At 31.1% G+C, this 14,042-nt stretch carries 14 protein-coding genes; 8 read left to right on the forward strand and 6 right to left on the reverse strand.

Annotation, left to right across the window (positions count from 1 at the left end; genetic code table 11):
- Positions 1-602 precede the first annotated feature (602 nt).
- The 4 genes from IGK77_RS00170 to IGK77_RS00185 all read left to right on the forward strand — a co-directional run bounded on the left by IGK77_RS00170 (position 603) and on the right by IGK77_RS00185 (position 4,360).
- The gene (locus IGK77_RS00170; RefSeq protein ID WP_074801101.1) at positions 603-1,346 is read left to right on the forward strand and encodes an ATP-binding cassette domain-containing protein; all 744 of its coding nucleotides are present in this window, start codon (positions 603-605) and stop codon (positions 1,344-1,346) included.
- Positions 1,321-1,992, forward strand: a complete 672-nt coding sequence (locus IGK77_RS00175) for a methionine ABC transporter permease (RefSeq protein ID WP_062805922.1) — start codon at positions 1,321-1,323, stop codon at positions 1,990-1,992. Before IGK77_RS00170 ends, IGK77_RS00175 begins: the two co-directional genes overlap by 26 nt.
- 10 nt (positions 1,993-2,002) lie before the next feature.
- Positions 2,003-2,818: a MetQ/NlpA family ABC transporter substrate-binding protein gene (locus IGK77_RS00180; RefSeq protein ID WP_074801098.1), complete on the forward strand. Its 816-nt coding sequence runs from the start codon at positions 2,003-2,005 to the stop codon at positions 2,816-2,818.
- Positions 2,819-3,193: 375 nt separating this feature from the next.
- Complete coding sequence (locus tag IGK77_RS00185) at positions 3,194-4,360, forward strand: carbohydrate binding domain-containing protein (RefSeq protein ID WP_074801096.1); 1,167 nt, start codon at positions 3,194-3,196, stop codon at positions 4,358-4,360.
- 216 nt (positions 4,361-4,576) lie between these two features.
- Here the strand turns inward: IGK77_RS00185 and IGK77_RS00190 are convergent, their stop codons facing one another.
- From IGK77_RS00190 to IGK77_RS00215, 6 genes are all read right to left on the reverse strand, one after another.
- Positions 4,577-5,230: a hypothetical protein gene (locus tag IGK77_RS00190; RefSeq protein WP_074801093.1), complete on the reverse strand. Its 654-nt coding sequence runs from the start codon at positions 5,228-5,230 to the stop codon at positions 4,577-4,579.
- Between the two features lie 1,113 nt (positions 5,231-6,343).
- Positions 6,344-6,874, reverse strand: coding sequence for a DUF6568 family protein (locus IGK77_RS00195; protein WP_074801090.1), 531 nt, complete (start codon positions 6,872-6,874; stop codon positions 6,344-6,346).
- Positions 6,861-7,280 carry a thioredoxin family protein gene (locus tag IGK77_RS00200; protein WP_074801087.1) on the reverse strand — a complete coding sequence of 140 codons (420 nt, stop codon included), beginning with the start codon at positions 7,278-7,280 and terminating at the stop codon, positions 6,861-6,863. Before IGK77_RS00200 ends, IGK77_RS00195 begins: the two co-directional genes overlap by 14 nt.
- A gap of 8 nt (positions 7,281-7,288) precedes the next feature.
- Entirely contained in the window at positions 7,289-9,364 is a 2,076-nt protein-coding gene (locus IGK77_RS00205; protein WP_438712846.1) for a peptidase domain-containing ABC transporter, read from the reverse strand.
- A 2-nt stretch (positions 9,365-9,366) separates the two neighbouring features.
- The gene (locus IGK77_RS00210) at positions 9,367-10,500 is read right to left on the reverse strand and encodes a glycosyltransferase (RefSeq protein WP_074801083.1); all 1,134 of its coding nucleotides are present in this window, start codon (positions 10,498-10,500) and stop codon (positions 9,367-9,369) included.
- Positions 10,501-10,584: 84 nt separating this feature from the next.
- The gene (locus tag IGK77_RS00215; RefSeq protein WP_074801080.1) at positions 10,585-10,776 is read right to left on the reverse strand and encodes a hypothetical protein; all 192 of its coding nucleotides are present in this window, start codon (positions 10,774-10,776) and stop codon (positions 10,585-10,587) included.
- Positions 10,777-11,054: 278 nt separating this feature from the next.
- On the opposite strand from IGK77_RS00215, the gene IGK77_RS00220 reads away from it, so the two are divergent.
- From IGK77_RS00220 to IGK77_RS00235, 4 genes are all read left to right on the forward strand, one after another.
- Positions 11,055-11,897, forward strand: a complete 843-nt coding sequence (locus IGK77_RS00220; RefSeq protein ID WP_074801078.1) for a hypothetical protein — start codon at positions 11,055-11,057, stop codon at positions 11,895-11,897.
- A gap of 137 nt (positions 11,898-12,034) precedes the next feature.
- On the forward strand, positions 12,035-12,664 hold the full coding sequence (locus IGK77_RS00225) for a helix-turn-helix domain-containing protein (RefSeq protein ID WP_074801075.1): 630 nt from the start codon (positions 12,035-12,037) through the stop codon (positions 12,662-12,664).
- 300 nt (positions 12,665-12,964) lie between these two features.
- On the forward strand, positions 12,965-13,555 hold the full coding sequence (locus tag IGK77_RS00230) for an RICIN domain-containing protein (RefSeq protein WP_074801072.1): 591 nt from the start codon (positions 12,965-12,967) through the stop codon (positions 13,553-13,555).
- Positions 13,556-13,758: 203 nt separating this feature from the next.
- On the forward strand, positions 13,759-13,950 hold the full coding sequence (locus IGK77_RS00235; protein ID WP_074801070.1) for a helix-turn-helix domain-containing protein: 192 nt from the start codon (positions 13,759-13,761) through the stop codon (positions 13,948-13,950).
- Positions 13,951-14,042 lie beyond the last annotated feature (92 nt).

The following is a 14,042-nucleotide window of genomic DNA, read 5'->3' on the forward strand; positions in this document are numbered from 1 at the left end:
TAGTGTTGCTAAAAGTGGCACATCATTAACACTGTATGGACGAAAAGTACTAAAAACTACTTCCCCAAACAATTTTCAGTCCCGATTATTTCATCCATAATAATTGTATCCAGGATAGCTGTCATTCGTTCATGTATCAATAATCTAATTTTTGATACCATATAAGATAACGAACCAATCTATAGTGTATCATTAAATAAGCCATCCAATATCCAAATTATAACATCTTTTTACTTTCGCTCTATTTATTATTTTTTCTCAAATTAAAAAAAATAGTATACTAAATCAATTTGTTTTTAGATTTGATAAATTATGGAGTTCACCCATAAAAAATATATTTTAATCTCAAGATAGACTGGTCGAAAATGAATAAGTAAGCTATCTTTTATGAGCTTACTAGTACAGAAATAAAAACAGTACATATTTATTGGTGAGTAAAAAAGTTGCTTTTTGCTTTCTTTTAATAGATTATAAAAATAGAAGTTTTTGTACTTTATTTACTCTTTTAAAAATTCAGATAAATCTTTGGTTAACAATAAAATTAATACAGTTTTTTTCTTTGTGTTAATCTTTTAATTGCATTTATAGACTGGAGGAAAAATGTGATCGAGCTAGTAAATGTGTCGAAGCAGTATGAAAAGACCAAGTCGTTGCATAAGATTAGTTTTACGGTGAAACAAGGGGAAGTGATCGGGATTGTTGGGAAAAGTGGTTCTGGGAAATCGACCTTGTTACGTTTATTGAATTTGATGGAAACGCCTACTGAAGGTACGATCAAACTAAATGGTGTAGATGTTCAGTCATTATCAAAAAAAGAGCGCCGACAGCAACAACAGAAAATAGGTATGATTTTTCAACATCATAACCTACTTGAAAATTTACGTGTTTACGAAAATATTGCATTACCTTTAAAGTTACAAAGGAAGAAAGAGCCTAAAAAAATCAATGATCTACTCGATTTTGTTGGCATGAGTCATAAAGCAGAAAGCTATCCAGTCAAACTTTCTGGAGGTGAAAGACAACGGGTTTCTATTGCAAGAGCGTTAAGTAGGGATCCACATTTGTTACTTTGTGATGAAGCAACGAGTTCTTTAGACGAAGAAAATACAGAAAGTGTAGTTCGTTTATTACATAAAACACATGCCGAGTTTCAACCGACTATTTTTTTTGTTAGTCATGAACTGGAAACCGTCAAACGCTTATGTAAACGGATCTTAGTCATGGAAAATGGGCATCTGATCGGTGAATTGACGAATGACCCAAAACAGTACGAGGAAGAGGAACTAACCTATTTTGAAAAAATAAAAAGGAGTTTGACTGATGAACTTGCCCACAGCATTGATTGAATATTGGCCGTCTCTAATCAATAGTTTGAAAGAAACGGGCATCATGATGGCGATTTCCATGTTCGTTTGTGTGTTGGGAGGTTTGCCAGTAGGATTAGGTCTATATTTGACAAATCCTAAGGTTAGAGGGACCCATCCTTGGTTATACTGGTTGCTCAACTTCATCGTGACGGTCGTTCGCTCGTTTCCATATCTTTTATTAGTGATTGCGTTGATCCCAGTGACGCGATCGATTTTAGGAAAGGCCTTTGGACCTGTTCCTTCATCTATACCACTTAGTATTGTGGCAGTCGCAATTTTTGCTCGTTTAGTGGAGCAAGTGTTGTTAGATGTACCGGAAGAGATCTATGCCTTATCAAATTCATTAGGCGCTTCCCGATTTCAATACATCTGGCACTTCTTATTTGTTGAAGCGCGAAGCGGCTTAGTGTTGGCTTATACCACGACAACAGTTAGTATGATCTCTTATTCTACCGTCATGGGCGTCGTAGGTGGGGGCGGGATCGGTGATTTTGCTGTCCGTGTCGGCTATCAACGGTATGAGTATGGAGTCATGTATGTTGCTATTGTGATCATGATCGCTTTGGTCTTTATTTTACAAATGTTTGGAAACTTTGTCGCACAATCATTAGATAAACGAAAGTAGGAGAAAAGTTATGAAAAAGTTTTATTTATTTGCATTTGCTGTAGTTGGTGTTCTAGTCTTAGCAGCCTGTGGTGGAAGTAATGAAACCGCAGAAAGTAAAAAAGAAATCACTGTAGCGGTTCAATTGGAATCCTCAAAAGATATTCTAGAAATTGCTAAAAAAGAAGTAGAAAAATCAGGCTACACGATCAATATCATGGAAGTCAGTGATAATGTTGCTTATAATGATGCCGTCCAACATAAGGAAGCAGATGCAAACTTTGCGCAACACGAACCCTTTATGGAACGATTCAATCAAGAAAAAGACGCTGATTTAGTAGCTGTCCAACCAATCTATTATTTTGCTGGCGGATTTTATTCAAAAGAATATCATGATGTCAATGATTTACCAGAAAACGCTAAAGTGGGCATTCCTAGTGATCCAACAAATGAAGGTCGTGCGTTAGCGATTTTGAATGAGAATGGAGTCATTCAATTGAAAGACGGAATCGGTTTTGATGGTACAGTCGCAGATATTGTAGAGAATCCTAAAAATCTTACCTTTGAAAGTATTGATCTTTTGAATCTAGTAAAAGCTTATGATGAAAGTGACATTGCGATGGTCTTTTGTTATCCAGCATATTTGGAACCAGCAAACTTGACGACAGAAGATGCCTTGTTACTCGAAGACGAAGCAGCAAGCAAACATTATGCGTTGCAATTAGTTACTCGAGAGGAAGAAAAAGATAGCGAGAAAATCAAGGTGTTGAAAGAAGCGATGACTACACCAGAAGTCGCTGACTACATCAAAAATAATTCAAAAGGCTCAAATATCCCAGCATTTTAAACAACGTACTCACCATAACAAATAATATTATGAGTGACACCTTCATGCGTTATGTTCTGATAGATGACCTTCTTGAATGATCTCTAAAATAAAATTCAAAAAAATACAGCTTTGTGCTGTATTTTTTTATTTTATCCAAGAAAAAGAATAATTGAAATCATTCGATAAATCTATTGTACTATTGATTTTTTTGCAATTATTATCCATTACATATTTTTGTTCAGTGTTATGTTTCCATAAAAATATTTTTCCGGAAAAAAGTGTTTTCTTGTTGAGATATTTATCAGTTATTCTTTTTAGAGAGCGAGATAGATTATGTTTTATGGTTCGCTGTATAACGAATTATCCGCTAAAAAAATAAATAAGGAGCTTGAGATGAAAAAAAATAACTTGAAAAAAATTGCAGCAACAAGCATGTTACTTCTTACGTTAGGAGGACCGGTCGTGACATCTGCGGCAAGTCAATCAACAGGTGATTCGGCGAATGTTAGTAATCAGGTAGAAGAACAGTTGACGATCAAAAACGGTGATTTCAATGAGGGTTTGAACCATTGGATCGTTTCTAGTCCAGGTACACAGAATCCAACAATCGAAGAGTTGAGCGGGAATAAATATGCAGTTGCTACTTATGGAGAAAACATTCATCAATATTTGGCACTGAAACCAAGCACGACCTATACATTCGGCTATGATGTAGCAGGTAGCGCTGATTTTCCAGCAAAAGTTGAATTTGGTACGATGAATCATGATGAAGGTTTTATTTCGTTAGAAGAAACATCACACAACAATGAAAACTGGACACGTAGAGAATTTACATTTACTACCCCTGATACAGAGAATACATACATCATTCGTTTTTCTTCGACAGGAAATGGTTGGGCGAAATTTGACAATATTCAAGTAGAACCAGAAAAAACAGAAACGAGTTTATTGACTGTAGGAACACAAGATCGTGAAGCTTATGCGTATTTAAATCTAGATGCAGAACGTTTCAACAGTTCAGAACGATTGATGGTCTATGTTGATGGTCGTTATCATTTTGAAACCTATAAAGGTAAAACTTACTATTCATTTACAAGCAAAACCGATGAAGGTACTCAAGTACGTCGTAGCATTTCCGGTGTCAAAGGACAAGTAATCGAAGTCTATACCGCACCAAATTCACCTGGTCACAGCTCAACAGGCAAGCGCTTGTTAGAATCGATCACATTAGAAGAAGATTTAGCAGTGGACACTTCTTTATTAGAACATGCGGTGAAGAATATTCAATTAACAGGAAACAGATTAGACGTTGATTTTGATCGTGCAAGTTTCGAAGGAAACAACCGAATGTTCATTCGTAAAAATGGTGCCTATGTCGCAGAAATCTATAAAGGTAAAGTTTATTATGGATCAGTTCGTGAAAGAGCAGAGGACAACGTAAAAGTTAGTAAAACAATTGATTATAAATCTGGCGATGTAATCTCAGTTGAATTAAGCAGTGGAACACCTGGTGGTTCATCGAATGTGTTGCAAGTATTAGCAACGTATGAAGTAGCATAAATCGATCAGAAGCTGAAACAATAGGAGGTATCCTCCAAACATCAGGCGGCAACTACAAAGCTTTCGTAGTTGCCGCCTTATTTCTCGGGAAATGTGAACAATTGTAATGATATAGATAGCTTATAAAAAGTGTCCAATGGATTTACTGTCATTATTTTGTCGGAAAATCAATCAATGACACAAATCAAACTAAAAAATTAAGGAATAAATCGAAGACTAATGCGTAATTGGAAGTTTAAATTTTATTGAACGAAAATCTTGGCTATTTGGGTTAAGTAAATCACGTAGATAATAGTATTCAATATTAATTGTTTGAACGTTAGTGTTTTTCATATCTTCATCTAATACAAAGTATGACTCGACTACTCCTGTTGCACCAATTTCTAAAGGATCAGTTTCCGGTTGATTGTCTGGTTGGGATTGCACTGTAGGATCGACATGGATGTTATCTTCTGTAGTAATCTCAAAGTTTCTGTAGAACTTCGATCCATTGTTAAAATCTTTTATTGAATGATTTTTCATGCGAATGTCAAGTCTAATGATAGTATCTATAGGATAAGCCAAGTACTCTTGTTCTTGAATGATATCATTAGGGTGGGCACTGGATTTAATAATTTCGATAGTAACTGCAGGTTCTCCATTTAAGTAGATTGTGGCCGGATCGTTTAATCCATGAAGTGTTGTCGTATCATTTGATGATTCGCTCTCTGAATCTGAGTGATCAGAGGGTGTTGCGGATGATTCATTATCTGTAGTTACTGTACTAGCGATTACCGAAGAGTCTGTGTTTGTGGTACTTGTAGATTTGCAGCTTGTTAATGTAACCAAAAAAAATAAGCTACTCATTGTTAAAAAAACCTTGTTTTTCATATACTCGTGAACTCCTAAGTGATAGATATAGTTTGAATACATATTATTATAACATCAGTATTTTAACTTAGTACAGGCATCTATCACTCATCCAGCAGAAAGCTTACTAAAGGGCTGAAAATGGTATTTAGTCGCAGATGGAGTAGAAGATTTAAAAGATCCAGAAGGTCAAACGCAATATGAAATTGATGCGAGAATTAATGTTGCTTATGTAAGTTTTACAAGTAGCGAGGGCTATTTATACGATGCAAACTCATTTATAAAAGCTCAAAAGGAAATCGTCATTATGGATTTGAAATTCAATGTCAAGGCGTGTAGTATAAAGATGCTTATACGAGTTTTTGGAATTGGACAAATCAATTTACCGATGTATTTTTAAGTTAAATAAAAAAGATTGTAGATGAATTAGACAAGGTAAATTACGCAGCAGCAATCCAGCATTTTAAGGTTATACGATTGGTAATTTCCTTGACTATGTACCTGATCAAGATTGGTTAGAAAAAATTCGTCCTAAATTGATTGCTAAACGATGCAAGAAGATGTAGTAAATGAGGTGACTATATTTAATAGATACAAAGATACAAGATTTATCTAGTTCATCAGATATATGAAGAGTCTTAATTGTAGTGGGATGTATATTCTGGTAGTAATAGTCATTGTTTCTTTTTTGAGTTTTAATTTTTTGTAATCTATGGAGTTCACTTATTTAAAATTTTCAGTTGGTTTTGTGATGAGACTTATCAATATCGAAAATTCTACTGCAAATCATCTATAGATTTGGATAGAGAACTGACTCGAGATAGTAAATAGAGTCAAGATCAGGAAAAATTGGAGAAGAGTAAATCGTTAAGTTAAAAGATTTTATCTTAATAATAAAGATAAAGCTGTTCAATGAGGTATATAATATATACTCTGTTGTGCATGGCTAAAAAATAAATATTTTACGGGTTAGTTTTTTTGATTGTTATTGAAAAATTTTGTCAAGTAAGAACACGTGGATTTGACAGTACGAACATACTGAGATCAGTGGGTAAGGTATTCGACGGAATATCTTACCCACTAAACTTAGTATGTTTTTATCAAAAATATTAGTTGAATTAATGCTTTAAAGTATCATAATGAGATAGAATCAATAATCTTTTTGTTTTCAGATAGCCAGGTACTAAATGATACTTCATTGAGTCCGTTATTATTATCCCACTCTATATTTGATAAAATTTTTGAATTTTTATAAATGATGAATGCTGGTGTTTGTGAGAATCCATACTTCTCTTTGAATTTTAGCCATTCACTTTTATTAGTTCTTAAATAGCTACATTCGATATAAGATAACTTGTTTTCTAAATTGAATTCTTTGAATTTTTCTTTGAAAATAGGGTAAAATGCGGAGCAATCAGAACATTCTAAATTCCCCATGTAAACGAACATCAAATCTCCATTTGAGACTTTATTCTCAAATGTATTAATAGGGTATGAAATAATATCTTGATATATTTGTACATTGTTTTTTTCTATTTGCAATGATTTATCAATTTGATTTAGCTTGTCTTGTTGTATTTTGAAAATTGTTACTAACAACAAAATTATGAATATACCTATTAAGCAAAGTACAATTTTTGTTTTATCAAACTTATTTAGGCTCATATTTAAGTTCTCCAATCATTTTTTGTAATTCTTGATTATCAAACTCACCAACTATTCTTGCTCTTTCAATACCTTTTTTAAAAAAAATAATAGTTGGATAGAGAGAAATTTCAAACTTATTAACTAATGAATTCTGTTCTTTTTCTTTATTTGCAGTTATTGCTAGAATATCGATATTTGTCATCTTAGCAGCTTCATTTATAATTGGTTCAACATTTTCACAATGTATACAACCATCTTTTTTTATGAAAAGAATGAAATCTCTTTGATCCTTGGTTTTCGAAATAACTTCGTCGTATGAAATTGGTTCATAGTTTTTTATTGTTTCTTCAGTAATTTTATTAAATGCAACGTAAAAGCCTGCAATTCCAATAAAAATTAGAAATAATGTAACCATTTTTTTCATATTACACCTCACTTACTTGTTAACTTATCTACATTTATTTCTTTGTGACAACTTTGCACAAGTTCTGTATCATGAGTAATAAAGATTTTAATTCCTGGTAATCCTATCAAATAATTGATTAATTTTGATTTATTAGCTTTATCTAGTCCGTTAGTTATTTCGTCAAATATATATATTCTTTTTTCTTCAACTGTAGCCCTAGCAATTTTGATAAGTTGTTTTTGTCCTAAGCTTAGATTTATCCCATCAATACCTATAGGTGTATCATAACCCATTGGAAGATTTTGTATGAGATCGTGTAAACCAGTAGATTCAGATATTTGTTTTAATTTTTCGCTATCTATAATTCGACCTAAACAAATGTTTTCTAGAATTGTTGCTGACATTATCTTTTCTTCACTGTCAATATAAATCAAATTTTTTACTAATTCAGATTCACTTATACAATTTATATTAGTTCTGTTTAGTAATATTTCTCCTTTGTCTGGTAAATACAATCTAGCTAGTAACTTTCCAAGTGTTGTTTTACCTGAACCATTACTTCCGGTAAAAGCTATGGACGTTTTATCTTCGATTTTTAAGTTAATATTTTTTAGAAGAGGTTTTCTACCGTCAAATGCAAACCCTAAATTTTTTACTATAATTGCGTTTTTAGTTTCCAGGTTAGGAAAAGAACTTGAGCCAAAATGATTAAGTTCACTACTAAGTAAATTAAATAGCAATTCTTCAGCCACTTTACCTTGTGTTATTAAAGACTGAGAATTTATAAGCATTAAAATAGGATTGATAGTAAAACCAATTATCGAATTATACATTAACAATGTGCCTGTTACAAAAGTCCCTTTAATTATTAAATAAGAACCTAGTGAGAACAAAATCACATTAAACATATCTAAAACCATTGCTTTAATACCTTCAAGTTTAGCATCAAAATTAAGTAGCGAATTTCTTATTGAAATATTCTCTACTAATTTATTTTTACCTCTATCTACAAAATAGGTTTCTTGTTGATACTGTTTAATTGTATTTATATTTGAAAAGGTATCAATTATATTGTCATTAAATTCTTTATTTGACTGAATTAATTTTTTGCTAAATGACAGATATTTTTCATTTGAGTAGATGATAATAAGCAAAAATATAATAATAAGAGATAGCAAAAGAAATGCTAAATATAGATTTATTCTAGTTAAAATATAAAAACTACTTAGTACTAAGATAACATTTAGTGGTACGGCAATAATTAAAGTAAAGAACCGCTGTCTAATCATAATTATGTTTGATAGAGTCGCAATGATATCACCCATACCAAAATACTCTAGAGAGGCTGTTGACTTTCTAAATAGCGTCTGGAAAAATTCTGTACTTAAAACAGCATCTATTGTTTTGTTAAGTGAATTTGTTACAATAGTAGTTAAAAAATTTAATATGAACTTGAATAGTGCTGCAATCAAATAGACTATCATAATGGAAAATATCAAACCAATTAAGGAATTAGGAACAATTATATCAAAATATGTAGTATACATAGATGCTATAAAGAGTCCTAACATGTAGCTGAGAAGCGATAAAATAATTATAAGTGTGACCTTACCTTTAACGTTTCTGAGCAAACCTCTATAATTTAATTTTTGGAGATTTTCAATTATATCTAAATCAAGGGCGGAGTTTTTTAGGTCAATTTGTATGATATAGGGTATCCAAGATTTTATAAAAACATCAATAGTTTTTTTTTGTATCTTAGATAACTCAGGATCTGCGTAATAAACATGTTTGTTTGTAATTTTGATTAGTAGCAAATAATGATACGAATTATCCGTTTTTTTTATTTGTGTTAATAGAGGTGCTTTCATTTCATTAAATGCCGCTTTGTCTTTTTCTGCTTTGAAAATTGTTGCTTTAATTCCAATTTTCGTTAACCCTTCTTTTAAATCACCAAAAGAGGTTCCAGTATGAGTATTTTTTATTATAGGTCTAATTTCACATAATGATACTACTTTATTAAAATAATTGGTCAATAGCATACTTACGCAAGCTGCTCCACAATCAGCTTCTCCACTCTGAGGGGTAATTTTAAAGTTCATTTTCATCCCCCCTTATTCCAAGGTAACAACTGGAATAATTCGTTTAGCATACCTTTATAGTTAACTTCTTCTAATTTTTGTTCAAGTTTTATTGCTCTTGAAATATCACCTAACGACCAATATAAAAATCCGATGATATCGTCAAAATTATACCCATTTTCAACGGTCCTATAAGAATCGTTTTCTATATTATTTTTTGTGTTAATCATAATTCTTAGCAATTCTTGCTGAGTTGCCATTATTTTTTGGATTTCATTAAGTACTGTTAAGTAGACTAAACCCGTGTTTGAAAATGTCTCGCTGTTCTTTAAATCTTCCCAATATTCTTTTATATATGTTTCTGCCAAATCAGTCTTACCTTGCTCAATTAAGCAACTAATTAAATCTAAATAGACTTCGTTTTTAAATCTGCTAGTAGGAAACAGATCAAAAAAATTTATTAGTGAAAGTTCATAGTCGGTTATACTCAACAATGGTTTAGCATCTCTACAATAAAAATAATAGTACCTATCATTATCAGGATACTTTTTAAGCATTTTTTCATTCAAAAAAGTATTTCTTTTTGATTTTCTTTTTTCTTCCATAATATTTTCTTCGTAACCATCATGAACCATTACTACTTCTTCAAGAATAATTGTCTTAATGTTATCTGTATTTATATTATCTTCACATACTGGGAATTCATGGACACACCCGCAAAATTTATATAATCCATTGTTTTTAATTATTCTGCCAGTATTATAAACGATGCTATCATTTGTATTGAGAACTTTTGGACAAAAAACGACAGCTTCATCTGATAATTTCTCTATTTCTTTAATATATTTTTTTGCATTATTTAATCCCTCAGATTGAATTACCTCATCTGCATCAATAAAGAAAATCCACTCTTTTTTAGATAGAGTAATAATGAAATTACGAATTTCTGAAAAATCATTCCTCCAGTCTTTAAAATAAAGCCTAACTTCTGAAAATTTTTCTTTTATTATATTTATGGTTTGGTCTGTAGATCCTGTGTCGACAATAATAATTTCATCGGTGTTTTCTATTTGCAATTGTATAGCGTTTATACATCTTTCAATACTTCTTTCTTCGTTCTTGCACATTATCCCTATAGAAATTGAAGGGCTATTCATTTTTTTCCTCCTTCACAAAAAAATTGCTATATATTTGTGTGTATTCAAAAAGCGAGTTAGAATCAACTCGCTTTTTGAACTAAATTAACGACAATATTTTGATAAGTAAGAAGACATAGTTTGATAATCTCTGCAACCACATTTGTTTCCTGCAGCACAAAGCGCTGCCGCAATAGGTAATTGCGCAGCATAAATTGCGCACCATCCGCTAGCTCCACCGTTTTTAGTTTCATTATTAACTTCTGTGACACTGATCTTTTTTAAAAATGAACTCATAGTATTATACCTCTTTCTTATTTTTTCAGTTTTTTAAGGGAACTTAAACCCTGGATCCCAATGGAAATAATAAATATAAATTAATAAAGTATTAGTAGTAAGTACCACATATGATTACTCCTATACATATTTTTTAATTCTTTAATGTGATTATATTATATATTTTAATGTGTTATAAAAAACTCGCATATTTGGGAGGTCAATATTGGTTTAAAAAAAGTTAAACTTATATTGTTATAAAATAAATTATTTTCATAAGATAAGGAGAGATAAATAATATGTACTCAAGAAAATCAATCGGAAAAACAATCTCTATCATTCAAAAAAAGAAAAATATTAAAATAAAAAATATCTGCACAGATTATTTTTCAGAGTCAACATATTTCAGAATAGTCAATGATATGGTAGAAACATCAATAATAAATTTTGATCACATAATTGAAAAACTAAATGTGTCATATGATGAATTCTTTTTTTTATGCAATGAAAAAACTGCTCAAACACATGAAACACTAATGCATGATATAAAAATTGCATATTTAAAAAAAGATGTTTCTGAATTACAAAACATAAAAAAAGCAATGGTTAATATAGAGAAAAATTCTAAGATCCTGCATTTAAAGTGGATATGTGATTTATTAATTAAGCGATTAGAAAATAGAGTAACTCTAAACAATGAAAATAAACTGGCCCAATATCTTTTATCTATTGAGGAATGGACTAGATATGAATTGATGTTATTTAATAATAGTATTTTTTCTTTTGATATTGATGCTGTAAATTTGGTAATCCAAAATACTCTAACAAAAAACTCTTTTCAAAATTCTTACAAAAAAAACAATAAAGAACTATTTAAATTACTAATTAACGTAACTTGTTGCAATATTCAAAATAATAATTATAACAAAGCAAAAGAAATATTTTTTAGAGCAAAAGAAATATTTTTAGAAGAAGAGGCTCTCTTTGAAAAAACGATTATCCTTTTTTGGGATGGTTTTTTTGAATTTCATGATGGAAATGAAGTTGGAAAGAAAGATATAGAAAGTGCATTAAATATTTTCCAATTACTTGGATCAACAAATTTATTGAATATGCATAATGAGCTATATGAATTTTTTTAAAGAAATAATGTTCATTTAATAAGGAGATAAAATCGTTTTAAAATATGATAAAATAGAATTCAACTAATAGTTTAGGTATCATTACCTCTATTCAACAATCAGTTCATTGAAAAGTTACCCTAATGGGAGGTATATTAATGTTAGATATAGGAAAAAAAATCAAAGAATTAAGACAATCTAAAAAGATGACCCAAAAAAGCTTAGCAAAAATTTTGAATGTTACTCCACAAGCTGTATCAAAGTGGGAAAGAAATGAGAGTAATCCAGATATTCAGACTCTTATAGCTTTGAGTAACTACTTCAATGTTTCTGTTGACGAGATTTTGGGGAAGAAACGACCCACTTTTTTTGAGACTCTTTTTTCTAAAAAGAAAGGATACCAGCAAATGGAAAAAACAGGAGATTTAATTAAAACAAATGATTCAGTAGAAGAAAAGAAACGGAAAAAAGTAATTATTTTTGATATCGTTTTCAGTTTTATTACGGATCGAGGGATTTTACAAACCCAAGCTTTAAATAGGAAGCTGGAGTTGTTAATGCAGAAAAAAGGGCAGCAAGTTTTAATTGAGACATATAATTCGAATAAGGTAGATCAACATGGGGGTGAAGCTGATCTTATTTTGTTGACACCTACTTTTGGATATGCCAAAAATGATATCGAAAAAAAATTTCCTACAACACCAGTCAGGGTCATTTCAAAACAAGATTACGGGATGCTTAATGTTGAAAAATTATACAAAGAGATAGAAAGTGTATTGGAACTATAAGTGATCACAAGATTTTTTACTTTCTAAGATAAAAGCTATACGTGAGAGAGGGTACCTATAAATAAGTACCCTTTTTTCTTTGTTCCCTATTGAGGTACGAATATTATTATTTGTTAAATATGTCATTACTATCTTCATGTCAAATATCTGTTCTTCATAAAAGGAGTCCAACAGAGTACACCCTATTGTTACATTTTTCAGAGATTTTATTATTTCAATTTTAAGTAATGTATATAATGTTGCAATAGTATACAAATTGTAATAATTAAAATGGACTGATACATAGGAATGGGGAAAAAAATGAAAGTAATGTCTAAATTATTATTAGGTGCGGTGGTTGGAGTAAGTTTATTCGCAGGAGGTAATTCTGTAGCTGCAGGTTCTATTGATGATGGAACTGACCATGGAGGCGTTTTTGATAATATACCAGTTTATGTTAAAAGTTATGAGGATAAGTCATATGCTCTTACTTGGAGTAAAGTAGCAAATATGGATGAAGTTAGCATGCAAAAGACTACTAACGATGACTCTCAAAAATGGGTTATGAAGTATGATAAAGCTACAAATACCTACAAACTTCAAACTTATTCACAATACTTCACTAGTACTGGTATGCAATACGGATATTTACATTCATCGTCTGGTTTTGATGTGAATAGTGATAGAATCGTAGGAGCAATTCCGTCATCGAAACCAGTGGAAGCACAACAATGGAAAATTCGTCATCTAGGGATGGTTTCGGGAAAAGGGAATGTATATCGATTGATTAATAATCATGAACAGCGAGTGTTGAGCCATAGAGGTATTTTATTGGGTGATAATAACTATTTAGTTACCCAAGAATTTAATGATGCTAGCTATCAAACTTTTATTCTTACATCCGCTAGATAATTAGAGGGGATAATTTAGTTCTTTATGTCTTTTCTGATTTATGTCGATTGTACCAAATGATGTAAATTAAAAAAGCACAACGAGAGTAGAACAATAATCTTTCTCGAAATACAATTAAGAGACCAATGTTGATAGATTGATATGCTCCCTATAAAGTAGGTAAGGAAAAAAATTCCAAATCTACTTTATAGGGAGTTTTTTGTATGCCTAAGAAAAGCCTTTATTCTCCAGAAGAAACATATCAGGTCATTTCAGAGGTGATAGATGGTCGTTGCAACGTGAACAGTATCACTAAGAAATATTCTCTTTCCATTGGGATTATAGAAAGTTGGGTGCATAAATATAACGAGAATGGATTTGTGGCGTTAAAAGAGACGAAACCTTGGAATAAGTAATTGATAGTGTAAAAATTTTCCGAAATGAACAAAAGTTCACTTTGGGCCTTTTCATTTCATTACAAAATAGTTAAGTGTACATGTAAATTTCT

It is taken from the genome of Enterococcus sp. DIV0806c, assembly GCF_051710905.1.
GTDB lineage: Bacteria > Bacillota > Bacilli > Lactobacillales > Enterococcaceae > Enterococcus_B > Enterococcus_B mundtii.